This is a genomic window from Pseudomonas sp. PB3P13 (genome assembly GCF_054897735.1).
In genome coordinates this window covers 1,670,403-1,695,351 of the sequence record NZ_CM142702.1, presented here as the reverse complement: position 1 = coordinate 1,695,351, position 24,949 = coordinate 1,670,403, and the positions used below count along the sequence as shown (strand labels likewise).

The window sequence follows — 24,949 nt, the reverse complement described above, 5'->3', positions numbered from 1 at the left end:
GCCCTATTTTGCTGGATGACTCCCACTTCCAGACAGCACAAAACGGGTGGGAGCGAGCTTGAACTGGCCTAATGATCCCGGACACCTCTTAAGGGCGATATGATTAGCCCAATCAGGAGGTTCCATGCAAGAACGAAAGACCTATACCCGCGAGTTCAAGCGACGTGCTGCCAGCATGGTTCTTGACGACAACTGTTCGGTTCCCGACGTCTGCGCATCAATGGAAGTCGGCCCTACGGCTCTGCGCCGCTGGGTTGATCAGGTTCGTAAAGAACGTCAAAAAGGACAGCCAGTCGCAGGCACCATGGCGATCAGTGATGAACAGCGTGAACTCCAGCAGCTACGTGCCAAGATCAAACGCCTTGAGACCGAGGCCGAAATCTTAAAAAAGGCTACCGCTCTCTTGATGTCGGATCCCGATCGTTTTTCCTGATCGAGGAACTGAGAGAGTCGGGCTCGTATCCGACTAGCCAGCTTTGCGACGTCCTTGGCGTTTCCCGCAGCGCGTTCTATGACTGGCTTCATCGTCGCTCAGCACCGAATGCCAAACGTGATGCGCTCAGGGCGAAGGTCGTGCAATTGCATGCTGAAAGCAGGGAAAGCGCCGGTGCGAGAATGATTTCCAAGTGTTTGAAGGCCCAGCAGTTCAGGGTTGGAAGGTTTCTGGCTGGAAAGCTCATGGCCGAGGCGAACCTGACCAGCAGGCAGCGTCGTCGCCACCAGTACCGCTCCAGAGGTGTTGAGGCATTTGTGGCCAGGAATCTGCTCGAACGTAACTTCCAGCCAGCAGCAATCAATCAGGTTTGGTGCGGCGACGTTACCAGCCTGATGGTTGGGAAGCGCTGGTATCACCTGGCTGTGGTCATTGACCTGTTCGCCCGACGGGTCGTCGGGTGGGCGTTTTCGCTGATCAATGACGCCAACCTGGTCACCAAGGCGCTAAGGATGGCGGTTGAAGTAAGAGGCAGGCATACGGGTTTGATGTTCCATTCGGATCAAGGCTGCCAGTACACCAGCCAACGCTTCCAGTCAGAACTGCTTGAACACGGCATCATCCAAAGTATGAGCCGCAGAGGCCAGTGCTGGGACAACGCACCAACGGAGCGATTCTTTGGCACGCTCAAATCAGAATGGGTGCCTGTCAGGGGTTATACAGAGATCGAAGAAGCGAGAAAGGACATGACCAGCTTCTTCATGCGCTACAACCGAATCAGGCTCCACAGTTACAACGGCTACCTGTCGCCAATAGCAACGGAACAACAGGCAGCTTGATCACCGTAATCGGTGTCCGGAAAAACTTGACCAGAACAGCTTGCTCGCGATGGCGTCCTGACAGGCAACAAGGATGTTGAATGTGATGGCCCCATCGCGAGCAGGCTCGCTCCCACAGGAATTGCGCAAGCCTCGGGCCTACGGTTCGACCTGGCTCCACTGCTTGCTCAACCGCTTATCGGAGATCGGTACCTTGGTCCCCAGTTGCTGGGCGAACAACGAAACCCGGTATTCCTCCAGCCACCAGCGATAGAGTTCCAGCTGCGGATCGCGTTTGCCTTCCTGGGCAAGTTTGTTGGCGCGGGTTTGATATTGCGCCCACAGGCCAGACAATTCGCCGCTCCAGACCCGATCCCTCTGCACCTGCGCACCGATTTTCTCGAAGCGCTGCTCGACCGCTCTCAGATAACGCGGCAGTTCCTTGAGCCACTGCATCGGCGTTTCCCGGACAAAACCCGGGTACACCAGATGACTCAACTGCTGCTTGATGTCGTTCAAAGCCACGGCTTGCGCCAGGTCAATTTTGCCCTTGAAGCGTTTTTGCAGCCCGTGCCAGAGCTTGAGAATCTCCAGCGTCAATTTCGCCAACCGCTCGGCATGTTCCGTCCAGCCGCCGCGTTTGCGTTCGGCCAGCGCCGCCAGTCCAGCGCCGTCACGCGGCAACGGGTCTTCGCCCTCAAGGATGCAACTGTCGAGGCTGGCCAACAGAATGTCTTCCACCAAGCCGTCGATGCGCCCCAGCTCGCGGTACATCAGGCCCAGCTCGGTCAGCCCCGGCAACTTGCCACGCAGGAACTTCGCCGGCTCCGCCAATTGCTGCATGAGCAAACGTTGCAGGGCGCGACGATGCTGGAACTCGGCCTCGGCCGGCGTCGAGAAGCGTCCTTCCTTGACCGTGCCGGCCTCTTCGACCAGCGCCGGATAGACCGTCATCGACAGCCCGGCGATCTTCTGTTGAGTCTTCTGTGCAACCGGGGCGAAGACTTTCGCCTCCACAGGCTGCTGACTTTTCGCGGTTTGCGGCACCGCCAGCGCGGCTTGACTGGCCTCGGCAAAACGCGCGGTCAACTCGGCCAGATCGCGCCCCTCCCCGAGAAACTTGCCCTGCCCGTCGACGATTTCCAGGTTCATGCGCAAATGACTGTCGACCTGTTGCGCCGCTTCGGCCCAGGCTTCGTCGCTGACCCTTGCTCCGGTCATGCGCAGCAACTCGCGGCCCAATGCTTGCGGCAGCGAACCTTCGGCGAACGTCATGCGCTGCAAGGCGGCTTTGACGAAGTCCGGCACCGGCACAAAGTTTTTGCGCAGCGCCTTCGGCAGGTTGCGCACCAGCGCAATGCACTTGGCTTCGATCACGCCCGGCACCAGCCAGTCCAGACGTTCCGGCGGCAGCATCGGCAGCAACGGTGCCGGCACGCGCAGGGTCACGCCGTCACGCGGGTGGTTGGGCTCGAAGTGGTAACTCAGGGCCAGCTCCAGATCGCCAATGTGCAGCGTGTCCGGATAGTGCAGCGCGGTCACTTCACTGGCCTCGCGAGCCAGCACGTCTTCTTCACGCATGATCAGCAGTTGCGGGTCTTTCTGGCTGTGAACCCGGTACCAGCTGTCGAAGGTCGCGGTCTGGTGGATGTCGGCCGGCAGGCGGGCGTCGTAGAACGCAAACAGGGTTTCTTCGTCGGCCAGAATGTCACGGCGACGCGCCTTGGCTTCCAGCTCGTCGAGCTGTTCCAGCAGGTGCTTGTTAGCCGTGAGGCATTTGGCTCGGGACTGGATCTCACCGCGCACCAGACCTTCACGAATGAAAAATTCTCGCGACACCACCGGGTCGATGGGGCCGTAATGCACCGGCCGCCGACCCACCACGATCAGCCCGAACAAGGTGATCTGCTCGAACGCGACGACCTGGCCGCGCTTCTTCTCCCAGTGCGGTTCGAAATGGTTTTTCTTGATCAAATGCCCGGCCAGCGGCTCGATCCAGTCGGCATCGATCTTGGCCACCATGCGCGCGTAGAGCTTGGTGGTTTCCACCAGTTCGGCGGTCATCAGCCATTGCGGGCGCTTCTTGCCCAGGCCCGATGACGGATGTATCCAGAAGCGCCGCTGCCGGGCGCCCAGATAATCGCCGTCTTCGGTTTTCTGGCCGATCTGGCTGAGCAATCCTGACAGCACGGCTTTGTGCAGCTTCGGGTAATCCGCCGGTTCTTTGTTCAGGCTCAGCTGCATGTCGCGGCAGATCAGGCTGAGTTGACGGTGCGAATCGCGCCACTCGCGCAGCCGCAGGTAATTGAGGAAATGCTTGCGGCACCAATTGCGCAGCGGACTCGCGGTCAGCGCCTGGCGCTGTTCTTCGAAACCGCGCCACAAATTGACCAGCCCGGCGAAGTCCGAGTCGACGTCTTTCCATTGCGCGTGTGCCTGATCCGCCGCTTGCTGGCGTTCGGGTGGTCGCTCGCGCGGGTCTTGAATCGACATGGCACTGGCGACGATCAGCACTTCCTGCAGGCTGCCCAGTTTGGCCGCTTCCAGCAGCATGCGACCCATGCGCGGGTCGACCGGCAGCCGCGCCAATTGGCGACCAAGCGGGGTCAGCTGACTGTTGCGGTCCACCGCTGAAAGCTCTTGCAGCAAGTTGAAACCGTCACTGATGGCTTTGCCATCCGGTGGCTCGATAAACGGGAAATCGGTGATCTCGCCGAGGCGCAGATGGAGCATCTGCAGGATCACCGCCGCGAGGTTGGTGCGCAGGATTTCCGGGTCGGTGAATTCCGGACGTCCGAGAAAATCTTCTTCGCTGAACAGGCGCACGCAAATCCCCGGCTCGACCCGTCCGCAGCGACCTTTGCGCTGGTTGGCGCTGGCCTGGGAAATCGCTTCGATCGGCAAACGCTGCACTTTGGCGCGATAGCTGTAACGGCTGATGCGCGCGGTGCCGCTGTCGATCACGTACCGGATGCCCGGCACGGTCAGCGAGGTTTCCGCGACGTTGGTGGCCAACACGACACGGCGGCCCGGGTGCGACTGGAAGATTCGCTGCTGTTCGGCCGGCGACAAACGCGCGTACAGCGGCAGGATCTCGGTGTGTTTAAGTTGCGCCTTGCGCAGCATGTCGGCGGCGTCGCGAATCTCGCGCTCGCCGGGCAGAAACACCAACACGTCGCCGGGGCTCTTGCGCTCGCTGCGTTCGAACGCGGCGATTTCGTCGAGGGTGGCGAGGATCGCCTGGTCCACGGTCAGGTCATCCTCGACGCGGTTGCCCTCCTCGTCCTGTTCCAGCGTCAGCGGGCGGTACCAGGTTTCTACCGGGAACGTGCGGCCGGAGACTTCGACAATCGGCGCATCGTCAAAATGCTTTGAGAAGCGCTCGAGGTCGATGGTCGCCGACGTGATGATGACTTTCAGGTCCGGGCGGCGCGGCAGCAGGGTTTTCAGATAGCCGAGCAGGAAGTCGATGTTGAGGCTGCGTTCATGCGCTTCGTCGACGATGATCGTGTCGTAGCGCTCCAGGTAGCGGTCGTTCTGGGTTTCCGCGAGCAGGATGCCGTCAGTCATCAGTTTGATCAGGGTGTTGGAATCGCTCTGATCCTCGAACCGCACCTGATAACCGACCAGCGCGCCCAGCGGCGTACCAAGTTCTTCGGCCACCCGGCTGGCGACGCTGCGCGCCGCAATTCGACGCGGCTGGGTGTGGCCGATCAGGCCATGCTGGCCACGACCGATTTCCAGGCAGATCTTCGGCAACTGGGTGGTTTTACCCGAACCGGTTTCGCCCGCGATGATCAGCACCTGATGCTTGAGCAGCGCTGCCTTGATCTCGTCACGTTTTGCGGCGATCGGCAGGCTGTCGTCATAACGCACCACCGGCAGGCTGGCGCGTCGCGCCAGCACCTGATCACAGGATGCCTGCATGCGCGTGACCCACTGGGCCAGCTTGGCCTCATCGGGTTTCTTGCGCAGCTCGAGCAACTGCCGCCGCAGCCGGTGGCGGTCGGCGAGCATGGCGTGATCGAGGTTTTTCAGCAGTTTGTCGATGGAAGGCGATTCGTCGGTCATCGGGTACGCAATTCAGTGGTCTAGTGGCGCAGGGGGGCGATTGTCGCAGATTTTACGACCGCTGCGCGGCCGATCGCGAGCAGGCTCGCTCCCACATTGGATCTATAGCGACCACAAAAACGGGGGCACCACGATCAAATGTGGGAGCGAGCCTGCTCGCGATCGATTGCGCAGCAATCGCAGAGAACTACTCGCTATCCCGCCCCTTGCGCCGATACGGGAACACGTCAATCACCTTCCCTTCTCGTATCGCCGCCTGCAGGCTTTTCCAGTAGTCGGCGTTGTACAACTCGCCATGCAGCTGGTCGAACAATTTGCGCTGCCCCGAGTCCGCGAACAGAAACGGCGGAAATTCTTCGGGAAACACGTCCAGAGGCCCGATCGAATACCACGGCTCCGACGCCATCTCATCCTCCGGGGTGCGCGGCTGCGGGATGTGACGGAAGTTGGCTTCGGTCAGGAAACAGATCTCATCGTAGTCGTAAAACACCACGCGCCCGTGCCGGGTCACGCCGAAGTTCTTCAGCAGCATGTCGCCGGGAAAAATGTTCGCCGCCGCCAGTTGCTTGATGGCCAGCCCATAATCTTCCAGCGCCTCGCGCACCTGGGCTTCATTGGCATTTTCCAGATACAGGTTCAGCGGCGTCATCCGCCGCTCGGTCCAGCAGTGGCGAATCAGCACGGTGTCGCCTTCAACCGATACGGTGGACGCCGCCACCTCGAGCAGTTCCTCAAGACACGCCGGTTCGAATTTGCTGAGCGGAAAACGAAAGTCGGCAAACTCCTGGGTATCAGCCATGCGTCCCACACGATCGACGCTTTTCACCAGCCGGTATTTTTCGATCACCGTGGCGCGGTCGACGTTTTTAGAGGGCGAGAAGCGGTCCTTGATGATTTTGAAGACGGTGTTGAACCCCGGCAAGGTGAACACGCTCATGACCATGCCGCGCACGCCGGGGGCCATGATGAACTGATCGTCGGTGTTGGCCAGGTGATTGATCAGGGCGCGGTAGAACTCCGATTTGCCGTGTTTGTAGAAACCGATCGAGGTGTACAGCTCGGCGATGTGCTTGCCCGGCAGGATGCGCCGCAGAAAACCGACAAACTCCGCCGGCACCGGCACATCGACCATGAAATAGGAGCGGGTGAACGAAAAGATGATCGACACCTCCGCTTCATCGGTGATCAGCGCATCAATCTGAATCCCGCGCCCTTCGCGGTGCAGCAGCGGAATCACCAGCGGCCACTGTTCGTCCCGGGTGTAAATCCGGCCGACCAGGTACGCCCCCTTGTTGCGGTAGAGCACCGAAGAAAACAGCTCGACGCTCAGCTCTGGATCTTTGCACACCCAGTCCGGCAGGTTCTCGCGCAATTGCGCTTCGAGGCGACAGAGATCGCCAGGCAGGTCGGCGTAGTCCTCATTGAAGCGGTAGTCGGCAAAAATGCTCGCCAGCATCACCGATAACTGGCCCTGCGGCTTGTAGGTGCGGGTTTGCGCAGCGCGGGCCCGGCGCAGGCTGGGCCGGGTGGTGTGGATGAACATGCAGCCGTCGCTGATCAGGTCGTGGCTGAACAGTCCGCAGAAGATCGAGTTGTACCAGGTCTCGGACAATTCATCGTCGAAGCGCAGGTCGATCAGGCTGATGTAGGCGCTTTTCACCAGTGGCCAGCAGCTGATGTCCATCAATGTGTCGGTGTCGAAGGCTGCGCGCAGCCGCCCGATGGTTTCGCCGACTTTTTCTTCGTACAGGCTTATGCGCGCCGCTGAAGCGGTTTGCGCTTCCTGCCATTGCGCCTGCTCGAACCGCGCCCGGGCGCCGTCGGTGATCTGCCGGAAATGCTCGCGGTAATCGTCAAAGCCATCGAGGATTGTGCGGGCGATGTCGGTGGCTGGCCATTGCTGCGGCATGGTGAGACCTCTGCGGGCATTCGTGAGTCCTGAGCTTAGCCAGTGAACCGGGTGCAGGAGAAGCGTAATTTTTGCCGCGCATTACGGTCGTTGCCCATAGGAATTAAATGCTCGTTTTACGGTTGCCACGAACGACACACTCGGCAACACTCTCGTCCTGATCAAGGAAGGAGTGCACCGTGAGCCCTGTCGATATCGTCCGATTACTGTCGCTGGCAGCGATCTGGGGCGCGAGCTTCCTGTTCATGCGCATCATCGCGCCGGTGATCGGCAGCGTCCCCACCGCGTTTTTGCGCGTGTCGATTGCGGCGGCCGGCTTGCTGGTGATCCTTGGGCTGATGCGCATCAGCTGGGATTTCAAAGGCAAGCTCAAGACCGTGATGCTGCTGGGTGTGATCAACTCGGGCATCCCGGCGACCCTGTATTCTGTGGCGGCGCAAGTGCTGCCCGCCGGCTACTCGGCAATTTTCAATGCGACGACGCCACTGATGGGCGTGTTGATCGGCGGCCTGTTCTTCCATGAAAAACTCACTGCGGCCAAGCTTGGGGGAGTGTGCCTGGGGCTGTTCGGCGTCGGCATCCTGACCCGCGCCGGACCGGTGGCGTTCGACCTGGAACTGCTGATGGGCGCCCTCGCCTGCCTGCTCGCCACCACTTGCTACGGTTTCGCCGGATTCCTTGCACGACGCTGGCTGGATCAGGCCGGTGGGCTGGACAGTCGTCTTTCGGCGGTGGGCAGCATGCTCGGGGCGACATTGTTTTTGTTGCCGCTGTTTGGTTACAGCGTGATCACACAGCCCCCGGCGAGCTGGGGCGGCTGGAGTGTGTGGCTGTCGTTGCTGGGGTTGGGGCTGATATGTACCGCGTTGGCGTACATCATTTACTTCCGCCTGCTGAGCTCGATCGGGCCGGTGAAATCGATGACCACGACTTTCCTGATTCCGCCGTTCGGCGTGTTGTGGGGGGCGATGCTGCTGGATGAGCCGTTGTCGATGGCGCATATCTATGGCGGAATGTTGATTGCGGCGGCGTTGTGGCTGGTGTTGAAGCCTGCGGTGGTGAAGCCTGTCGGGGTGGCATCCAGATAAAAGTGTGGTGAGGCTCAAGGCGCCATCGCTGGCAGACCAGCTCCCACAGGGTATGGAATTGCTCCCGGAATCCGGGCACACCCCAATCGATGTGGGAGCTGGCCTGCCGGCGATATGTCGGATCAGGCCAGCTCCTCCAGGGTCAGAGTGTGCGCACCTGGCCGATGGGGAGCGGCTGAGCACTTTCGCCGATGCCGTTTTCCAGCGGCGCGCCGAATTCGTCGAGGCTGATCTGGAAGCGATCACCCGGTCGGGTTTTCACACCGTCGGCAAACGACAATGTAGCGGTGCCGAAGTAATGCACATGGACATCGCCCGGGCGCAGAAACTGGGCATATTTGAAATGGTGGAATTCCAGGTTGGCGAGGCTGTGGCACATGTTGTCTTCGCCGCTGAGAAACTCTTTTTCCCAGAGCGTTTGACCGTTGCGCAGGATGCGGCTGGTGCCGGCCAGGTGCCTGGGTAATTCGCCCACCCGCAGCTCCGGACCGTAGGCGCAAAAACGCAGTTTCGAATGGGCGAGGTAGAGGTAATTGCGCCGCTCCATCACATGGTCGGAAAACTCGTTGCCCAAGGCAAACCCGACGCGGTACGGCAGGCCGTCATCGCCAATCACGTAGAGCCCGGTCAGCTCCGGTTCTTCGCCAGCGTCCTCGGCAAACGGCGGCAACGGCAAGTCCGCACCGGGGCGCACGACGATGCTGCCGTCGCCTTTGTAGAACCATTCCGGCTGCGCGCCGACTTGATCGGGCTCAGGTTTGCCGCCCTCCACGCCCCACTTGAACATGCGCATGGTATCGGTCATGCCGGCTTCGACTGCGCCTTCGTGCTGATGCATCTTGTCCCGCGCCGAGGCGCTGCCCAAATGGGTCAGGCCGGTGCCGCTGATCAGGCAGTGCGCCGGGTCTGCATGATCCAGCGGTGGCAGCACCCGGCGTTCCTGCAACAGCTGCGCGTAATCCGGGCCGGGCCGGGTGCCGCGTGTCGCGACCTCGTCTTGCAAACTGCGCTTGGCGCGGATCGCTGCAAGGGCCAGTTCGCGGGTGTTGCAGGTGTCTTTCAGTACCTGGACGTTCGCACCGTCGACCACGCCGACCCGGCGTTGACCCTCGGTGGTTTCGAATTGAATCAGGCGCATGTCAGCCTCCAAAATCGTTGATGATGCCGCCCGTGGGCGGCACCTGAAGGTCATTCGATGATGTTGAAATCGCTCAGGTATTCATCGGAGATTTCCAGGCCCAGCCCCGGGGTGTTGTCGTCGAGCTGGATGTAACCGTTGACTGGTTGCGGCTCGCCCTTGAACACGTAGTAGAAGAGTTCGTTGCCGACCTCGACGTCGAACACCGGGAAGAATTCGGCCATCGGCGATGCGGTGGTGGACATGGTCAGGTGGTAGTTGTGCATCTGCCCGGCGTGCGGAATCACCGGCACCGACCAGGCTTCGGCCATGGCGTTGATCTTGCGCGCGGCGGTGATGCCGCCGACGCGATTGGTGTCGTACTGGATCACGTCGATTGCGCGGCGTTCCAGCAGGTCCTTGAAGCCGTAGGAAGTGAACTCGTGTTCGCCACCGGAGATCGGCATGATGCCCATTTTTTTCAGTTCAATATAACCTTCGATGTCGTCGGCAATCACCGGTTCTTCGAGCCAGCGCGGTTCGAACTCAGCCAGTTTTGGCAGCATGCGTCGGGCGTATTCGAGGGTCCAGCCCATGTAGCATTCGAGCATGATGTCAACGTCCGGGCCGGCCAGTTCACGCAGCGCGCGCACTTGTTCGATGTTCTTGCGTATGCCCGCCGGACCCTCTTTCGGACCGTAGCCGAAGCGCATTTTCAGCGCGGTGAAACCCTGATTCAAATAGCCCTGGGCTTCTTCGAGGAAAAGGTCGAGGTTGTCATTGGCATAGAGCTTGGAAGCGTAGGTCCAGATCTTTTCTTTGGTGCGACCGCCCAGCAGTTTGAACACGGGTTTGTTGACCGCTTTACCCATGATGTCCCAGATGGCAATGTCGATCGCCGAGATCGCCGCCATGCCGATGCCCTTGCGTCCCCAGGCGTGGCTTTGACGGTACATTTTCTGCCAGATGTATTCATTGTCGAACGGGTCTTCGCCGATGGCGATGGGTGCCAGATAAGTGTCGATGATTTCCTTGGCGACACGTGGCGCCAGGGCGCAGTTACCGATACCGACAAGGCCGGTATCGGTCTCGACTTCCACCACCAGCCAGCCGTGAAAACGGAACGAGCCCATGGCGTCGCCGCGCTCGAACAGGATGTCACTGGCGTTGGTGCAGAAGTGCGCTTGAGGGGGAACGACTTTGCCCTTCCACTCGAAAACACGGGTACGGATGGCTTTGATTTTCATGAATACGGATTCCTTGCGCTGCCGGCTTCTTATAGTTGTCTGGGTCGTGTGCGCAGAGCCGCTGGAGCGCGGGTTCCGGCATTCGATGCAGCGACTTTAGCCAGCGCCCGGGGATATCGGATAATCACTTATGCACATCCGTCGATAACCTGGGGTGATCGCAGGCAGAGATTTCTGCCTGGAAAGGGTTATCAGGTTAAAAGCAAAAAGATCGCAGCCTTCGGTAGCTCTGCAGGAGCTGTTGAAGGCTGCGATCTTTTGATCTACAGCGATTAGTAGTTGTTGGCGCCCATCCGGCAGGCAATTTCGAACGCCTGGCGGATGGCGCCGACGTTGGCCTTGCCCTGCCCTGCAATGTCGAACGCGGTGCCGTGTGCCGGGGTGGTGATCGGGATCGGCAAGCCACCCTGCACTGTCACGCCACGGGAGAAACCCATCAGTTTGATCGCGATCTGGCCTTGGTCGTGATACATCGTCACGACCGCGTCGAAGGCACTGGAATCACCCTGAACCTTGAGGAAAATCGTGTCGCCCGGGTACGGCCCTTCGGCGGCAATGCCCAGCGCCTGGGCCGAGCGTACGGCCGGGCCGATGATGTCCAGTTCTTCTCGGCCGAACGAGCCGTTGTCGCCGTTGTGCGGGTTGAGACCACACACGCCGATACGCGGTTTTTCCAGGCCATTGCGCTTGAGTGCCGTGTCGATCAACTGGATCGCCTCCATCACCCGTGTTTCGCTCAGCAGGCCCGGTACATCGGCCAGCGCGACGTGAGAGGTCACGCGTGAAGTCCAGAGATTATCCAGCACGTTAAATTCGCAGAACGGCCCGTCGTACCCGAGCAACTCGGCGAACCAGTGCAGCTCGTCGCTGTGAGCCATGCCGGCCATGTGCAGAGAAGTCTTGTTCAACGGCCCGAACAGCACCGCATCGGTGACGCCTGCTTCGGTCAACCGCAAGGCTTTTTCCAGCGTAGCCAGGCTATAGCGCCCGCCAATGACACTGGCCTCGCTGCGTGCAAACTCGCCAACCGTGTCGCCACGAAAATCGTAAAACAGCGGCGTGTCGTCGACAAACGCCAACTGCTCAAGAGACTCGACGCGACGGTAAGGAAACTCCACCTCGGCAATGCGCATGCCGCGCAGCATTTGCGCTTCGTCGGCGATCAGGATCACGTTGGCCTGGCTGCGTACTTCAGCCTCGGCGAGCAACCGTGCGATCAGTTCCGGGCCGATCCCAGCCGGGTCACCGAGCACCATGGCGATGGATGTCTTGTTCATGCTTCACTCCTCAAGGGTTCAGGCCGTGTCCGGTCAAGGAATGGTGCGGACCTCGAACTTGTTGTTTTTCTGAGTGCAATTCACCGCAAAAAAACGGCGTTGGCCAGCACTATCGAAGGCGCAGCGATAACCGTCCAATCAAAACTTGAAATACGCCGATAGCCACAGGTTATGCCGTAGCCTGTTTTGCGGGCTCTTCCGGCGTATCGCGCTGCGCCCCCGTTTCCACTCCGATCGCTCTGGCTCGGAGCTTCGGGGGTCCCAGGGGTTTCCGATAAACCCAGGTATAACCCCAGGCTATCGGTGTATGTATTGTTTTGACTAGACGCGGGGCGCTGTCCTTCCCACACTCACTCCAGGCTTGCGGCTTGGCGCTTTGACAAGTCGCTCATAACAAATACAAAAACATGAAAACGAGGCCCTTCCATGCGAAATGCATTCGTCCGTCGCACGTCCCGTCTGTTGCTCGGTTGCTCGCTGGCCGCCGCCGGCGCCCTCCCGGCACTCGCCAACGCCGCCTGGCAGCCTGACAAGAACGTCGAAATCGTCGTCGCCGGTGGTCCCGGTGGCGGCACCGACCAGCTCGGTCGGCTGATCCAGTCGATCATTTCCACGCACAAGCTGCTCGACGTCAACACGATCGTCCTCAACAAGGGCGGCGGCAACGGTGCCGAAGCTTTCCTCGACCTGAAGATGAACAAGGGCGATCCGGAAAAACTGGTGATCGGCACCAACAACATCTATCTCTTGCCGCTGGTGTCCAAGCTCGGCTATCAATGGCAGGAACTGACGCCAGTTGCCGCCGTGGCCGAGGATGACTTCATTCTCTGGAGCTACAAGGATGCGCCCTGGAAAGATGCCAAAAGCTTCTACGAAGCGGCCAAGGCTGACCCGGCAAAAATGCGCATGGGCGGCAGTCAGTCCAAGGATGTCGATCAAACCCTGACCCTGCTGCTCAATCAGACCAATCACAGCAAACTGGTGTACATCCCGTTCAAGAGCGGCAGTGAAGCCGCCACGCAACTGGCCGGCAAACACATTGCCGCCAACGTCAATAATCCCAGCGAAAGCATCAGTCAATGGCGCGGCAATCAGATCGAACCGCTGTGTGTGTTCAGTAAAGAGCGCATGGCCTACACCGAGAAAGTCGCCGGCGACAAATCCTGGGCCGATGTTCCAACCTGTCACGAACAGGGTCTGGGCATCGATCAATACCGCTTCCCGCGCACAGTGTTCATGCCCGGCGAAGTCAGCGCTGAACAGCGTGCGTTCTATGTCGAGTTGATGCGCAAAGTCACCGAGACACCCGAGTTCAAGGCGTACGTCAAACAGAACGCGTTGGTGCCGACCTTCCTCGAAGGCGAGCCGTTGACCGCCTACATCGAGAAAGACACCGCTCGCGTCACCCCGGTCTTCAAGGAAGCCGGCTGGCTGAAAAACTGAGTCGACTGCGGCCGCGCGACCGCGCCCGGCCGCCATCCGCTGGAGGTGTGCGATGTCCCAATCTTCGGATTCACCGGCGCTGGTCGGTACCCGCTGGGTCGAGCTCGGCCTGACACTCTTCACCGCGCTGATCGGTGTGGTGGTGATGTTCGGCAGCGTCGAACAGGGTATCGGCTGGGGCGACTCCGGCCCAGAGCCGGGTTATTTCCCCTTCTACATCGGCCTGCTGTTGAGCGCGGCCAGCCTGGGTAACGGCGTGTTGACGCTGGTGCGCTGGAAAGCCCTGAGCATTTCCTTCGTCAGCCGCAGCGCGTTTCGCCAAGTGCTGTCGGTGTTCATCCCGATTGCCCTGTTTGTCGCGGCGATGCCGTTCGTGGGCCTCTACGTGGCCTCGGCCTGCTTCATCGCGTGGTTCATGTGGAGTGACAAGGCGCGTACCACCCCGTACAGCAAATGGAAAATTGCCTGCATCTCCCTCGGTGCCGTGCTCGCCAGCTACCTGATTTTCGCGCTGTGGTTCAAGGTCCCGCTGGATGCCGGTCCGTTAGGCGACTGGATTGCGCAGGCCGGGAGACACTTCAAATGAGCGAGTTCGATTCTCTGCTACAAGGCATGAACCTGATCCTCACCCCGGGCCACATTGGCCTGATGGTGATCGGTGTGCTGCTGGGTATTCTGGTCGGCGTACTGCCCGGCCTCGGCGCCCCCAACGGCGTGGCGCTGCTGCTGCCGCTGACGTTCACCATGTCGCCGGTGTCGGCGATCATTCTGCTGTCATGCATGTATTGGGGTGCGCTGTTCGGCGGCTCGATCACCTCGATTTTGTTCAACATACCCGGCGAGCCCTCATCCGTGGCGACCACCTTCGACGGTTACCCGATGGCCCGCGAAGGCCGTGCGGCCGAAGCGCTGACGGCGGCGTTCAGCTCCGCCCTGATCGGCGCGCTGGCCGGGGTGTTGCTGCTGACGTTTCTGTCGACGCGCATTGCCGAATTCGCCATGTCGTTCAGCTCACCGGAGTTCTTCGCGGTGTACTTGCTGGCGTTCTGCACGTTCATCGGCATGAGCAAAAATCCGCCGTTGAAAACCGTGGTGGCGATGATGATCGGTTTCGCCATGGCGGCGGTCGGCATGGACACGGTGTCCGGCAATCTGCGCCTGACCTTCGACCAACCGATCCTGATGACCGGCATCAGCTTCGAAGTGGCCGTGATCGGCCTGTTCGGTATCGGTGAAATTCTCTGCACGGTCGAGGAAGGCCTGGTGTTTCGCGGCGAGCATGCGCGCATCACCCCCATGGTGATTTTGCGCACGTGGGCCAGGTTGCCACGTTACTGGTGGACCATCGTTCGCAGCACTTTGGTGGGTTGCTGGATGGGCATTACCCCGGGCGGGCCGACAGCGGCGTCGTTCATGAGTTACAGCCTGGCGCGACGCTTTTCGAAGAACCGCGAGAACTTCGGCAAGGGCGAACTGGAAGGCGTGATCGCCCCGGAAGCCGCCGACCACGCCGCCGGCACCAGCGCGCTGCTGCCAATGCTCACCCTGGGTATCCCCGGTTCGGCGACCGCTGCGGTAATGCTCGGTGGCCTGATGATCTGGGGCTTGCACCCAGGACCGACGCTGTTCGTCGAGCAGCATGATTTTGTCTGGGGCCTGATCGCCAGCATGTACCTGGGCAATGTGGTAAGCCTGATCGTGGTGTTGGCCACCGTGCCGCTGTTTGCTTCGATATTGCGCATTCCGTTCTCGATCATTGCGCCGATCATCATCATGGTGTGCGCCATCGGTGCTTACTCGGTGCACAATTCGTTCTTCGACGTGGTGCTGATGCTGGGTTTTGGCGCACTGGGTTATTTGTTCAAGAAACTGGGCTACCCGATTGCACCACTGGTGTTGGCGGCAGTGCTGGGCGACAAGGCCGAAGATGCGTTCCGTCAGTCGATGCTGTTTTCGGACGGGCACATCGGCATCTTCTGGTCCAACCCGTTGGTGGGGGGGCTGACCACGGCGGCGCTGCTGATGCTGTTCTGGCCGCTGATTTCCAAAGCCCTGCAAACCGTACTGGGCCTGCGCAAATCTCGCCTCGCCAAACCTGAATCGGTGCTGTGATACGGCAATGCTGGCAACGCCTGACATTTGTTGTCAGGCTTGCCGCAGTCCTTTTTGCGAGCGCGGCCCATGACCCGAATTCCTGATGCCAATGTGATCCACAGTCGCCTGCGTCTGCGCCAGTTGCGGCTGATGCTGGCGCTGCAGGAATTCGGCTCGCTTCGCCGCGCCGCCGATCACATCGGCATGACCCAACCGGCCGCCACCAAAATGCTGCACGAAGCCGAAGACTTGCTCGGCGTCGAACTCTTCGAGCGATTGCCGCGCGGCATGCGCTCTACCCCGTTCGGGGAAACCGTCACGTACTACGCTCGCATGGTCTTCGCCGAACTCAGCGGCATGCGCGAAGAGCTGGTGGCGCTCGAATCCGGCAACCTTGGCCGGGTGGCCGTCGGCGCCATTCCGGCCTTGGCCTCGGGCTTGCTGACGCGCACCATCGCGACCTTGAAGCAAAGCCATCCGCGCCTGTCCATGAGCATCCAGGTCGACACCAGCGACGTGCTGGTACAGGCGTTGTTGCAGGATCAGCTGGATATCGTATTGGGGCGGATTCCTGCCGGCGCGCGGGCCGAAGAACTGTTGTTCGACAGCCTCGGTGAAGAAGCCTTGTGCGTGATCGCCGGTGCGCAAAACCCGCTGGCGCAGGAAACACAACTGAGCTGGGCGCAGTTGCAGAACATGACCTGGGTGCTGCAACAACACCCGAGCCCGATGCGCGCGATCATCAATCAGGTGTTCCACAATGCGCGGGTCGATATCCCCAGCAGCATCGTCGAAACCACCTCGATCATGACATTGCTTTCGTTAGTGCAGCAGACCGACATGCTAGGCGTCACGCCGGTGTCGGTGGTCGAGGATTATCCCGGGCGCGATTTGCTGGCGGTGCTGCCGATCAAGTTCGAGGCGCGCCTGCCGCCCTTCGGCCTGATCACCCGGCGCCATCGCATTCAGTCTTCAGCGATGCAGGCATTCATGAATTCGGTGCGCGCAGAGCATGCGCTGGTCAAATGAAAAGGCCCGAAGCAGAGGCTCCGGGCCTTTCGTCATTGTTATTGCTTAAGCGTTTTTACGGAAGACGAACATCAAACCCACGACAATCAGCAGCATGCCAAGCACGCTCAGTGCTGCCAGGCGATTGCCGAAGATCAGGTAATCCATCACCGCCGTCACCGCCGGCACCAGATAGAACAGGCTGGTGACATTCACCAGATTGCCCCGTGCGATCAGCCGATACAGCAACAAGGTTGCCACTACCGACACAACCAACCCCATCCACAACACCGGCACGATAAAGCCGCTGCTGTGCTCGAAGTGGAATGGCTGAAACGGCACGAAGATCCCGCACAGCAGCAGTCCGGCGAGGTATTGCACCGGCAGTGTGCCGAGCGGGTTATCGGTGATGCGCTTCTGCATGATCGAGCCAACCGTCATGCTCGCCAGCGCCAGCAATCCGAAGAGCATCCCGGCCAGCGACATGCCCGCCAGTCCGATGCCTTGGTAAACCACCATGACCAAACCGGCCAGGCCGAGCGCCAGCCCGAACATCCGGCGGATGGAGCGCTGCCGCTCCATGATCACCACCGTGAGAATCGGCTGCACGCCCATGATCGTCGCCATCACCCCGGGCGTCACTTTAAGGTCGAGGGCCAGCAGATAGAAAATCTGATAAGCCCCCAACAGCACCACGCCCGTGGCTATCGCAAACAGCATCGGTTTGCCGCCCTTGGGCAGCTTCAATTCAAGAAGCGGCACCAGTACCACAAGTCCACACAGGGCAATGACAAAACGAATCAGCAGAAAGGCGAAGGGCGAAGCATGGGCCAGGCCCCATTTGGAGAAGATCGCGCCGCTGCTCCACAGCAGAACGAACAGGCTCGTGGACGCCGCCGCGAGCGCGGATTTTTTCGAAAGGACAAACATGAATACCACCTGTAGTCAGGCAAGAAGCCAACTCAGCCGAAGCTGAAATCCAGTAGCTTTTTCAGGCGGGCGCAGGGATCGGCAAGAAAAGCGGATCAGCCCGAAACGCCAACGCCCGGCGGTGATACGACTGCGCACACCGGCGTGCTACGGACAGGTGGAGGGTAATGACTGATCTGCACAGGCTGCCGATTCCCGCACGGCACGACGCCAGCGTTGACCGCTGAATCGACTACCGCTTTGGAGGAAGGAACTGGCATGGGCTGATCTTTTTTGAGAGGGGTGGAACGGGAGCGCCGACAATAACCTGCGTGTGACATGGATTGCAATCACTTGGACAAGGGGCCAGTAACGACAGTGACCAGTCAGCGGCTTACTCTGAGGACAAATGAATCACCCGCCGTAGGGACATGGAATGCAAGAGATCACATGCCAAGGGATCGGACGTTACTTCGGTACCAATTGCAAAAGTCCAGGGCCAGGAAGCTTGCAGCGGTCAGCACTGCTCAATTGCAGAAGGCCAACGAACAGTTTGGCTCATCCGTGCCTGATTTATCAAAGGTACGATTTGAACCGATAGACGCGGGAGCATTGAATGCCTTTGCGGCGTGGGACGAGCCGCATTTTTTTATGGCATGAAGTTGCGGGCTGGAAAGCGAAAGAACCTCTGGCGCTGGATCTGTCTATCTGGTTTGATGACCAGCTGTGCGGACTTTGTTTCGCAAACCCAAACAAAAGTCGGCAACGAATCCGCATCGTGCGACTGGAGGGCCGGCCAGAAAACCATCCTCTGAAAAAGCGCATTTTGACGTTGTCCATTTTGGCTCTTGAGCACTACGCTACTATCATTGGTAGTCATTTTGTTGAAGTACAGGAGCCGCTAAAGGGCGCAATTTCCATTTACCAACAACACGGGTTCTATTTCGATGCCGAGGGCCGACTTGTCAAAGTATCGGAAAGCCTATTATCTTAAAAACCACCTGATCCTTAACCTCTATACGGAGGCAAAATGGGTAAATCAACCAGCCGAACCTCTACAACAAAACGCTTATCCGCCTTGCCCAGGAAGCAGATAGCTCTGAAGCCCACTGCTAGTCAGCGACAGTTGCTCCAGATCCTTGCGACGGGCATTGAAGGCGAAGAACCCAACGTGCTCGCAGGGCGCCGCTAAATTTCAGGCATAAAAACGCCATTCGAGCGGTTTTTTTTGCAAGATCATCATCCCACCAGCCAATACCCCAACAACATCAGCATCACCCCTGCCAGCACCGGGCGCATCACCCGGTAAGCCCTGGGATAGCGACGCTTCCACTGTTTGACCGCGCCGCTGAAGGTGTCACTGAAGCGCTTGCTCCAGGCGTAGGCCCGATTGATGCCACCAACCCTTTCTTCATCGACGTTTTGCGGCGCGGTGGCGCGGCCGAGGAAGGCGCTGATCGAGCGGTTGATGCGGGTCATGACACGATTGCTCAGCGGCCGCTCGACATCGCAAAAAAGAATGACCCGGGTCGTACCGGTTTCGTTCTTGACCCAGTGCACGTAAGTCTCGTCGAACATCACATCTTCGCCATCGCGCCAGGCGTATTCCTGGCCATCGACGAAGATACGACAGTTATCGGAGTTTGGAGTGGAAAGCCCCAAGTGATAACGCAGTGAACCGGCGAACGGATCACGATGCGGATTGAGGTGGCTGTCGCCAGGAAGCAAGGCGAACATCGCGCCTTTGACGTTGGGGATGCTGCTGACCAATGCCACGGTTTTTGGGCAGAGCGCCTCCGCCGACGGCAATGGCTTGTCGTACCATTTGAGGTAAAAACGCTTCCAGCCTTTCTTGAAGAAAGAACCGAAACCGGCGTCGTTATTCTTCTCGGCGGCGCGAATGTAGCCCTCGTCGAACAGGTGCATCGCCTCGTCGCGGATCACCTCCCAGTTGTCCTTGAGCACATCAAGTTCGGGAAACTTGCTGCGGTCCAGATAGGGTTTGGAGGGTACCCTGGAGAACAGGTACATCAAGGCGTTGTAAGGTGCGAACAGAGCGGAATGGTTAACGAATTGGCGCAGGACCGGCAAGCGCGCCTTGCCACGCAAATGCACATACAGCGTACTGCCCAGAAACAGCAGCAACAAAGACCCCTTCGCGGCAAATGAAACGTTCATCAACAACTCCTTGATCGTAAACAACTTACTCAACGCCATTTACCCGACGCGGCAGCCAGCCATGTTAGAGACTCAAGGCCAGCGGAAAAACCTGCACTTTTCATATACAGCGTTGAGGAATGCGCAACAAACCCCTTGTTAACACACGGTGGCTGAACGGGGACTGACGTGAATCAATCCCCCTGGATTAAGGTTCGTGCCGGGTTATGGCTGGTTCTCCTGCTCGGTGAACAGATCGCTGAAGAGCATGCTGGACAAATAGCGCTCACCAGAGTCGGGCAGGATTACCACGATTGTCTTGCCCTGCATTTCCAGTGTCTCGGCCAGTCGAACAGCCACCGCCATCGCCGCACCGCAGGAGATGCCGCATAAAATCCCTTCTTCCTGCATCAAGCGCAGGGCCATGGCCTTTGATTCCTCGTCGGTGACCAGCTCAACCCGGTCTACCATCGACAAGTCCAGGTTCTTCGGTACAAAACCGGCGCCGATGCCCTGCACCTTGTGCGGTGCAATCGGCTTGATTTCCTCACCCGCCCGCGCCTGCGTGATGACAGGGGAAGACACCGGCTCAACCGCGACCGACAGGATCGGTTTGCCCTGCGTATTCTTGATATACCGCGACACACCGGTAATCGTCCCGCCGGTGCCGACGCCGGCCACCAATACATCGACGGCACCGTCGGTATCGTTCCAGATTTCCGGGCCGGTGGTTTTCTCGTGGATCGCCGGGTTTGCCGGGTTGTCGAACTGGCCTGGCATGAAGTAGGTGGACGGGTCGCTGGCAACGAGTTCGGCCGCCTTTTCGATGGCGCCTTTCATGCCCTTGGTCGGCTCGGTCAGCACCAGTTCGGCACCCAGGGCCTTGAGTACCTTGCGTCGTTCGATGCTCATCGATGCCGGCATGGTCAGCATCAGTTTGTAACCGCGCGCGGCGGCGACGAACGCCAGACCGATGCCGGTATTGCCCGAGGTCGGTTCGACAATGGTCATGCCAGGTTTGAGTTTCCCGGTGCTTTCGGCGTCCCAGATCATGTTTGCGCCGATCCGGCACTTGACCGAATAACCGGGGTTACGCCCCTCGATCTTGGCCAGAATGGTCACGCCCCGCGGAGCAATGCGGTTGATCTGCACCAGCGGGGTGTTGCCGATGGAGTGGGCGTTGTCAGCAAAAATACGGCTCATGGCTGGGTCCTTGTGCAGCGTTGGAGAGGCCCATAACGGTATGCCTGTTGCCCGTGGTCGTCCAGTCAGTCGAACGTCCAGCGACACGCGCAGTCAATGCTTTTACATCGCTGGAGAATTGCCACTATGAAACGCAGATACAGTTGGCCCCTGTGGGTCTTTGCCGGCCTCGTCGTGCTGCTGATCGCACTGCATATTGCTTTACCCTACCTGGTCCGCGATTACCTGAACGACAAGCTGGCGGACATGGGCGACTACCGGGGCCAGGTCACGGATGTCGATGTGGCGCTGTGGCGCGGCGCCTACAGGATCAACGGCCTGAAAATCGTCAAAGTGGACGGGAAAGTCCCGGTTCCCTTCGTCAATGCCCCAGTGATCGAACTGGCTGTGAGCTGGCATTCGCTCTGGTATGACCGCGCCGTGGTGGCCGAGGTGCAGTTCTTCAACCCCGAGGTCAACTTCGTCGACGGCGGCGCCAACAAGCAGAACTCCCAGACCGGTGAAGGCACCGACTGGCGTGAACAATTGAGCAAACTGGCGCCGATAACCTTGAACGAAGTGCGCATTAACGATGGCAAGATCAGCTTTCGCAACTTCAATTCCAAGCCCCCGGTGAACATGAACGCGACGCAGATCAACGCGAGCATTTTCAACCTGACCAACGTTGTCGACACCGAAGGCAAGCGCGACGCCCGATTCGAAGGTAAGGCGTTGCTGTTGGGACATGCGCCGCTGGAAGCCACGGCTACATTCGACCCGTTGAGCGACTTTGAAGACTTCGATTTCCGCTTGCGCGCCAGAGGCATCGAACTCAAGCGCATGAACGACTTTGCCTCGGCTTATGGCAAGTTTGATTTCAACGCAGGCCACGGTGATGTAGTCATTGAAGCGGAGGCCAACAAAGGACAGCTCAAGGGCTATATCAAGCCGCTGCTGCGTGATGTCGATGTGTTCAACTGGCAGCAGGATGTCGAAAACGACAAGAAAGGACTGTTTCGTTCTGTCTGGGAGGCGTTGGTCGGCGGCACCGAAACCGTGCTCAAGAACCAGCAGAAAAACCAGTTTGCCACTCGCGTCGAACTGAGCGGGAATGTACACCAGCAGGACGTCAACGCCTTTGAGGCTTTCTTGCAGATTTTGCGTAACGGGTTTGTGCAGGCATTCAACGCACGGTACGAGCGGCCGAAACCGGATGCCGGTTAACGCTTGCGGATGACGGTGTAACGGCCGGTCTCCTCGGCCGCTCTCGCCGGGTGAGCTTGCTGCTGCAACCAGTCCCAACCCAGGCAAGCCAGTGCCAATGAACGAGGCACGGCTTCTCGTCCGCTGCTGTATCGCGTAATGCTGCGAGCACTGATGCCTAACGCTTGCGCTGCCTTGGTCAAGGGCAACCCGGTTCGCGCGCGCCAGTCAATGAAAATACGGGTGTTTTCATCTGCAGCGTTTTGCGCGAGCGCGTCCAGATAGAGGGTGTCGGCGCCGATCTGAATATCCTGTGCAGGCCATTCAACGCTCCAGCCGTCATCACCCAAGGTCACCGCCTCGAAAGCGCGTGCGTCCAGCAAGGGCTGCAACGCGGGGTAGGCTTCCAGATCACGCTTCAGATCGAGGGTCAGCTGTTGCCCGTCGATAAAGCTCAGGCCCAGACGAAAGTCGGGAGATGCCTGCACCGCAGATAACCGTGGTCGCTTCATGGGTAACATTGTTTCCAGTCCTCCAGCAATTGCGCCTGATGGGCTCTGACCCATTTCAACGCTTCCTTGATGATCAATGGCGGGGCCTTGCCAGCCAAGACTTCGACCGTTTCCAGGCTGAGCATGACGTCAACGCCTCCGCCGGTCAGATGAACATGGGGCGGCGGGTGGTCTTTCTCGCGCAGTTGAATACGGTATGTATCGCGAAATCGATATTTAGTAGACATGTCGAGCAGGCTATCGCCAACATGGCGATACCTCAATGCTGGCCATCGCCCCAGACCAAGTCAAGATGTGACGTGCCATTCAGAGACTGAATAGGCCGTCTGCGTTCACAGTCGACCGGGCGGCGCGTTATAGTCGGGCAAACCATATTGCGCCCCGCCCTGCCTCGCTCAGGTCGGCATCACCGTTCGAGGATTAGCAGATGAAGTTCGAAGGCACTCAGGCCTACGTTGCCACCGATGACCTGAAGCTGGCGGTCAACGCCGCCATTACCCTGGAGCGTCCGTTGCTGGTCAAGGGTGAGCCGGGCACTGGTAAAACCATGCTCGCCGAACAACTGGCAGAGTCCTTCGGCGCCAAGCTGATCACCTGGCACATCAAGTCCACCACCAAGGCGCATCAGGGCCTGTACGAGTACGACGCGGTCAGCCGCCTGCGCGATTCGCAACTGGGCACCGAAAAGGTCCACGACGTTCGCAACTACCTGAAAAAGGGCAAGCTCTGGGAGGCCTTCGAATCGGAAGAACGGGTGATTCTGCTGATCGATGAAATTGACAAGGCCGACATCGAGTTCCCCAACGACCTGCTGCAAGAACTCGACAAGATGGAGTTCTACGTTTACGAGATCGACGAGACCATCAAGGCAAAAAAACGTCCGATCATCATCATTACTTCAAATAACGAAAAGGAATTGCCGGACGCCTTCCTGCGCCGTTGCTTCTTCCACTACATCGCATTCCCGGATCGCACCACGCTGCAGAAAATCGTTGACGTGCATTACCCGGACATCAAGAAAGACCTGGTCAGCGAAGCACTTGACGTGTTTTTCGACGTGCGCAAAGTGCCAGGCCTGAAGAAAAAACCATCGACTTCGGAACTGGTGGACTGGCTGAAGTTGCTGATGGCCGACAACATTGGCGAAGCGGTACTGCGTGAACGCGATCCGACCAAAGCGATTCCGCCGTTGGCCGGTGCGCTGGTGAAGAACGAACAGGACGTGCAGTTGCTCGAGCGTCTGGCGTTCATGAGCCGTCGTGGTACTCGCTGATCATTTGAGACGATAGCCATGCTGCTCAACCTGTTCAATGAAATGCGCGCCGCCAGGGTGCCGGTCTCGGTGCGCGAATTGCTCGACCTGATCAACGCGCTGAAACAGCGCGTGACCTTCGCCGACATGGACGAGTTTTATTACTTGTCCCGGGCGATTCTGGTGAAAGACGAAAAGCATTTCGACAAGTTCGACCGCGCGTTCGGGGCCTATTTCAACGGCCTGGAAAAACTCGACGATCACCTTCAAGCCCTGATTCCCGAGGACTGGCTGCGCAAGGAATTCGAGCGTTCATTGACGGACGAAGAGCGCGCCGCAATCCAGTCCCTTGGCGGACTCGACAAGCTGATCGAAGAATTCAGAAAACGCCTCGAAGAGCAGAAAGAACGCCACGCCGGTGGCAATAAATGGATCGGCACGGGCGGTACCAGCCCGTTCGGTTCCGGTGGCTTCAACCCGGAAGGCATCCGGGTGGGCGACGCCGGCAAACGTCAGGGCAAAGCGGTCAAGGTCTGGGATCAACGCGAGTACAAGAACCTCGACGACTCGGTGGAGCTGGGCACGCGCAACATCAAGGTGGCCTTGCGGCGCCTGCGCAAATTCGCCCGTCAAGGCGCAGCGGAAGAGCTGGACATCGATGGCACCATCGATCACACCGCCAAGGACGCTGGCTTGCTGAATATCCAGATGCGACCCGAGCGCCGCAACACGGTCAAGTTGTTGCTGTTGTTCGACATCGGCGGCTCGATGGATGCGCATGTGAAGATCTGCGAGGAATTGTTTTCGGCGTGCAAGACCGAGTTCAAGCACCTCGAGTATTTCTACTTTCACAACTTCGTTTATGAGTCGGTGTGGAAGAACAACATGCGCCGCACTTCCGAGCGCACGTCTACCCAGGATTTGCTGCACAAATACGGCGCTGATTACAAGGTCATCTTCATTGGCGACGCGGCGATGGCGCCCTATGAAATCACTCAGGCTGGCGGCAGTGTCGAGCACTGGAACGAAGAAGCCGGTTATGTGTGGATGCAACGGTTCAGGGAGAAATACAAGAAGCTCATCTGGATCAATCCGTATCCGAAAGATACGTGGGGCTATACGGCCTCGACCAATATCGTGCGGGATCTGATTGACGATCAGATGTATCCGCTGACGTTGCGGGGGCTGGAAGAAGGGATGCGGTTTCTTTCCAAATAGAGCTCTTCGTT

The 24,949-nt window shown here is 59.1% G+C and carries 21 protein-coding genes; 11 read left to right on the top strand and 10 right to left on the bottom strand.

From position 1 onward, the window contains the following. Nucleotides 1–124: 124 nt before the first annotated feature. Together ACYZT1_RS07630 and ACYZT1_RS07625 are read left to right on the top strand one after the other, a co-directional pair. Complete coding sequence (locus ACYZT1_RS07630) at nucleotides 125–433, top strand: transposase (protein WP_462016930.1); 309 nt, start codon at nucleotides 125–127, stop codon at nucleotides 431–433. Further along, nucleotides 430–1,272, top strand: a complete 843-nt coding sequence (locus ACYZT1_RS07625) for an IS3 family transposase (protein WP_462019180.1) — start codon at nucleotides 430–432, stop codon at nucleotides 1,270–1,272. The genes ACYZT1_RS07630 and ACYZT1_RS07625 overlap by 4 nt, the downstream gene beginning before the upstream one ends. A gap of 138 nt (nucleotides 1,273–1,410) precedes the next feature. Here the strand turns inward: ACYZT1_RS07625 and hrpA are convergent, their stop codons facing one another. Next, nucleotides 1,411–5,322 carry an ATP-dependent RNA helicase HrpA gene (gene hrpA, locus ACYZT1_RS07620; protein ID WP_462018383.1) on the bottom strand — a complete coding sequence of 1,304 codons (3,912 nt, stop codon included), beginning with the start codon at nucleotides 5,320–5,322 and terminating at the stop codon, nucleotides 1,411–1,413. Between the two features lie 187 nt (nucleotides 5,323–5,509). Continuing rightward, the gene (gene aceK, locus ACYZT1_RS07615) at nucleotides 5,510–7,231 is read right to left on the bottom strand and encodes a bifunctional isocitrate dehydrogenase kinase/phosphatase (protein WP_462018382.1); all 1,722 of its coding nucleotides are present in this window, start codon (nucleotides 7,229–7,231) and stop codon (nucleotides 5,510–5,512) included. Nucleotides 7,232–7,410: 179 nt separating this feature from the next. On the opposite strand from aceK, the gene ACYZT1_RS07610 reads away from it, so the two are divergent. Then, nucleotides 7,411–8,319: a DMT family transporter gene (locus ACYZT1_RS07610; protein ID WP_462018381.1), complete on the top strand. Its 909-nt coding sequence runs from the start codon at nucleotides 7,411–7,413 to the stop codon at nucleotides 8,317–8,319. A gap of 142 nt (nucleotides 8,320–8,461) precedes the next feature. Here ACYZT1_RS07610 and araD1 read toward each other — a convergent pair whose 3' ends face one another. The 3 genes from araD1 to ACYZT1_RS07595 form a co-directional block, all read right to left on the bottom strand. Next, on the bottom strand, nucleotides 8,462–9,457 hold the full coding sequence (araD1, locus tag ACYZT1_RS07605; RefSeq protein WP_462018380.1) for an AraD1 family protein: 996 nt from the start codon (nucleotides 9,455–9,457) through the stop codon (nucleotides 8,462–8,464). Between the two features lie 50 nt (nucleotides 9,458–9,507). Next, nucleotides 9,508–10,683, bottom strand: a complete 1,176-nt coding sequence (locus ACYZT1_RS07600) for an L-rhamnonate dehydratase (protein ID WP_462018379.1) — start codon at nucleotides 10,681–10,683, stop codon at nucleotides 9,508–9,510. A 272-nt stretch (nucleotides 10,684–10,955) separates the two neighbouring features. Further along, nucleotides 10,956–11,960 (bottom strand): 4-hydroxythreonine-4-phosphate dehydrogenase PdxA, encoded by a 1,005-nt coding sequence (locus ACYZT1_RS07595; protein ID WP_462018378.1) that lies wholly within the window; start codon nucleotides 11,958–11,960, stop codon nucleotides 10,956–10,958. Between the two features lie 426 nt (nucleotides 11,961–12,386). Between ACYZT1_RS07595 and ACYZT1_RS07590 the strand changes: the two genes are divergently transcribed. The 4 genes from ACYZT1_RS07590 to ACYZT1_RS07575 all read left to right on the top strand — a co-directional run bounded on the left by ACYZT1_RS07590 (nucleotide 12,387) and on the right by ACYZT1_RS07575 (nucleotide 16,526). Next, the gene (locus tag ACYZT1_RS07590; RefSeq protein WP_462018377.1) at nucleotides 12,387–13,403 is read left to right on the top strand and encodes a tripartite tricarboxylate transporter substrate binding protein; all 1,017 of its coding nucleotides are present in this window, start codon (nucleotides 12,387–12,389) and stop codon (nucleotides 13,401–13,403) included. A gap of 52 nt (nucleotides 13,404–13,455) precedes the next feature. Continuing rightward, nucleotides 13,456–13,989 carry a tripartite tricarboxylate transporter TctB family protein gene (locus ACYZT1_RS07585; protein WP_462018376.1) on the top strand — a complete coding sequence of 178 codons (534 nt, stop codon included), beginning with the start codon at nucleotides 13,456–13,458 and terminating at the stop codon, nucleotides 13,987–13,989. Then, on the top strand, nucleotides 13,986–15,515 hold the full coding sequence (locus tag ACYZT1_RS07580; protein ID WP_462018375.1) for a tripartite tricarboxylate transporter permease: 1,530 nt from the start codon (nucleotides 13,986–13,988) through the stop codon (nucleotides 15,513–15,515). The genes ACYZT1_RS07585 and ACYZT1_RS07580 overlap by 4 nt, the downstream gene beginning before the upstream one ends. A gap of 69 nt (nucleotides 15,516–15,584) precedes the next feature. Next, a complete protein-coding gene (locus ACYZT1_RS07575; protein ID WP_462018374.1) occupies nucleotides 15,585–16,526 on the top strand; it encodes a LysR family transcriptional regulator in 942 nt (313 codons plus the stop codon). 45 nt (nucleotides 16,527–16,571) lie between these two features. Here ACYZT1_RS07575 and ACYZT1_RS07570 read toward each other — a convergent pair whose 3' ends face one another. Beyond that, a complete protein-coding gene (locus ACYZT1_RS07570) occupies nucleotides 16,572–17,435 on the bottom strand; it encodes a DMT family transporter (protein ID WP_462018373.1) in 864 nt (287 codons plus the stop codon). 595 nt (nucleotides 17,436–18,030) lie between these two features. Between ACYZT1_RS07570 and ACYZT1_RS07565 the strand changes: the two genes are divergently transcribed. Next, nucleotides 18,031–18,408, top strand: coding sequence for a hypothetical protein (locus tag ACYZT1_RS07565; protein ID WP_462018372.1), 378 nt, complete (start codon nucleotides 18,031–18,033; stop codon nucleotides 18,406–18,408). Nucleotides 18,409–18,653: 245 nt separating this feature from the next. Here ACYZT1_RS07565 and ACYZT1_RS07560 read toward each other — a convergent pair whose 3' ends face one another. After that, nucleotides 18,654–19,592, bottom strand: coding sequence for an aspartyl/asparaginyl beta-hydroxylase domain-containing protein (locus ACYZT1_RS07560; RefSeq protein WP_462018371.1), 939 nt, complete (start codon nucleotides 19,590–19,592; stop codon nucleotides 18,654–18,656). Nucleotides 19,593–19,796: 204 nt separating this feature from the next. Next, complete coding sequence (gene cysK / locus ACYZT1_RS07555; protein WP_462018370.1) at nucleotides 19,797–20,774, bottom strand: cysteine synthase A; 978 nt, start codon at nucleotides 20,772–20,774, stop codon at nucleotides 19,797–19,799. Between the two features lie 126 nt (nucleotides 20,775–20,900). Between cysK and ACYZT1_RS07550 the strand changes: the two genes are divergently transcribed. After that, a complete protein-coding gene (locus tag ACYZT1_RS07550; RefSeq protein ID WP_462018369.1) occupies nucleotides 20,901–21,977 on the top strand; it encodes a DUF748 domain-containing protein in 1,077 nt (358 codons plus the stop codon). On the opposite strand, the gene ACYZT1_RS07545 is transcribed toward ACYZT1_RS07550, so the two are convergent. Then, nucleotides 21,974–22,477, bottom strand: coding sequence for a DUF2442 domain-containing protein (locus tag ACYZT1_RS07545; protein ID WP_462018368.1), 504 nt, complete (start codon nucleotides 22,475–22,477; stop codon nucleotides 21,974–21,976). The two genes, ACYZT1_RS07550 and ACYZT1_RS07545, sit on opposite strands and share 4 nt — an antisense overlap. Continuing rightward, entirely contained in the window at nucleotides 22,465–22,695 is a 231-nt protein-coding gene (locus ACYZT1_RS07540) for a DUF4160 domain-containing protein (RefSeq protein ID WP_462018367.1), read from the bottom strand. The genes ACYZT1_RS07545 and ACYZT1_RS07540 overlap by 13 nt, the downstream gene beginning before the upstream one ends. Nucleotides 22,696–22,895: 200 nt before the next feature. Between ACYZT1_RS07540 and ACYZT1_RS07535 the strand changes: the two genes are divergently transcribed. Both ACYZT1_RS07535 and ACYZT1_RS07530 read left to right on the top strand, forming a co-directional pair. After that, nucleotides 22,896–23,741: an AAA family ATPase gene (locus tag ACYZT1_RS07535; protein WP_028620815.1), complete on the top strand. Its 846-nt coding sequence runs from the start codon at nucleotides 22,896–22,898 to the stop codon at nucleotides 23,739–23,741. An 18-nt stretch (nucleotides 23,742–23,759) separates the two neighbouring features. Next, nucleotides 23,760–24,938: a vWA domain-containing protein gene (locus ACYZT1_RS07530; protein WP_462018366.1), complete on the top strand. Its 1,179-nt coding sequence runs from the start codon at nucleotides 23,760–23,762 to the stop codon at nucleotides 24,936–24,938. Nucleotides 24,939–24,949: the final 11 nt, after the last annotated feature.

Excerpts from the sequence above, each read along its gene's own strand:
- hrpA (WP_462018383.1), bottom strand. The coding sequence starts at position 5,322 with ATGACCGACGAATCGCCTTCCATCGACAAACTGCTGAAAAACCTCGAT.
- ACYZT1_RS07570 (WP_462018373.1), bottom strand. The coding sequence starts at position 17,435 with ATGTTTGTCCTTTCGAAAAAATCCGCGCTCGCGGCGGCGTCCACGAGC.
- ACYZT1_RS07630 (WP_462016930.1), top strand. The coding sequence starts at position 125 with ATGCAAGAACGAAAGACCTATACCCGCGAGTTCAAGCGACGTGCTGCC.
- ACYZT1_RS07575 (WP_462018374.1), top strand. The coding sequence starts at position 15,585 with ATGACCCGAATTCCTGATGCCAATGTGATCCACAGTCGCCTGCGTCTG.
- ACYZT1_RS07540 (WP_462018367.1), bottom strand. The coding sequence starts at position 22,695 with ATGTCTACTAAATATCGATTTCGCGATACATACCGTATTCAACTGCGC.
- ACYZT1_RS07565 (WP_462018372.1), top strand. The coding sequence starts at position 18,031 with ATGCCTTTGCGGCGTGGGACGAGCCGCATTTTTTTATGGCATGAAGTT.
- cysK (WP_462018370.1), bottom strand. The coding sequence starts at position 20,774 with ATGAGCCGTATTTTTGCTGACAACGCCCACTCCATCGGCAACACCCCG.
- ACYZT1_RS07530 (WP_462018366.1), top strand. The coding sequence starts at position 23,760 with ATGCTGCTCAACCTGTTCAATGAAATGCGCGCCGCCAGGGTGCCGGTC.
- ACYZT1_RS07585 (WP_462018376.1), top strand. The coding sequence starts at position 13,456 with ATGTCCCAATCTTCGGATTCACCGGCGCTGGTCGGTACCCGCTGGGTC.
- aceK (WP_462018382.1), bottom strand. The coding sequence starts at position 7,231 with ATGCCGCAGCAATGGCCAGCCACCGACATCGCCCGCACAATCCTCGAT.
- ACYZT1_RS07580 (WP_462018375.1), top strand. The coding sequence starts at position 13,986 with ATGAGCGAGTTCGATTCTCTGCTACAAGGCATGAACCTGATCCTCACC.
- ACYZT1_RS07545 (WP_462018368.1), bottom strand. The coding sequence starts at position 22,477 with ATGTTACCCATGAAGCGACCACGGTTATCTGCGGTGCAGGCATCTCCC.
- ACYZT1_RS07595 (WP_462018378.1), bottom strand. The coding sequence starts at position 11,960 with ATGAACAAGACATCCATCGCCATGGTGCTCGGTGACCCGGCTGGGATC.
- ACYZT1_RS07535 (WP_028620815.1), top strand. The coding sequence starts at position 22,896 with ATGAAGTTCGAAGGCACTCAGGCCTACGTTGCCACCGATGACCTGAAG.
- ACYZT1_RS07590 (WP_462018377.1), top strand. The coding sequence starts at position 12,387 with ATGCGAAATGCATTCGTCCGTCGCACGTCCCGTCTGTTGCTCGGTTGC.
- ACYZT1_RS07600 (WP_462018379.1), bottom strand. The coding sequence starts at position 10,683 with ATGAAAATCAAAGCCATCCGTACCCGTGTTTTCGAGTGGAAGGGCAAA.
- ACYZT1_RS07560 (WP_462018371.1), bottom strand. The coding sequence starts at position 19,592 with ATGAACGTTTCATTTGCCGCGAAGGGGTCTTTGTTGCTGCTGTTTCTG.
- araD1 (WP_462018380.1), bottom strand. The coding sequence starts at position 9,457 with ATGCGCCTGATTCAATTCGAAACCACCGAGGGTCAACGCCGGGTCGGC.
- ACYZT1_RS07550 (WP_462018369.1), top strand. The coding sequence starts at position 20,901 with ATGAAACGCAGATACAGTTGGCCCCTGTGGGTCTTTGCCGGCCTCGTC.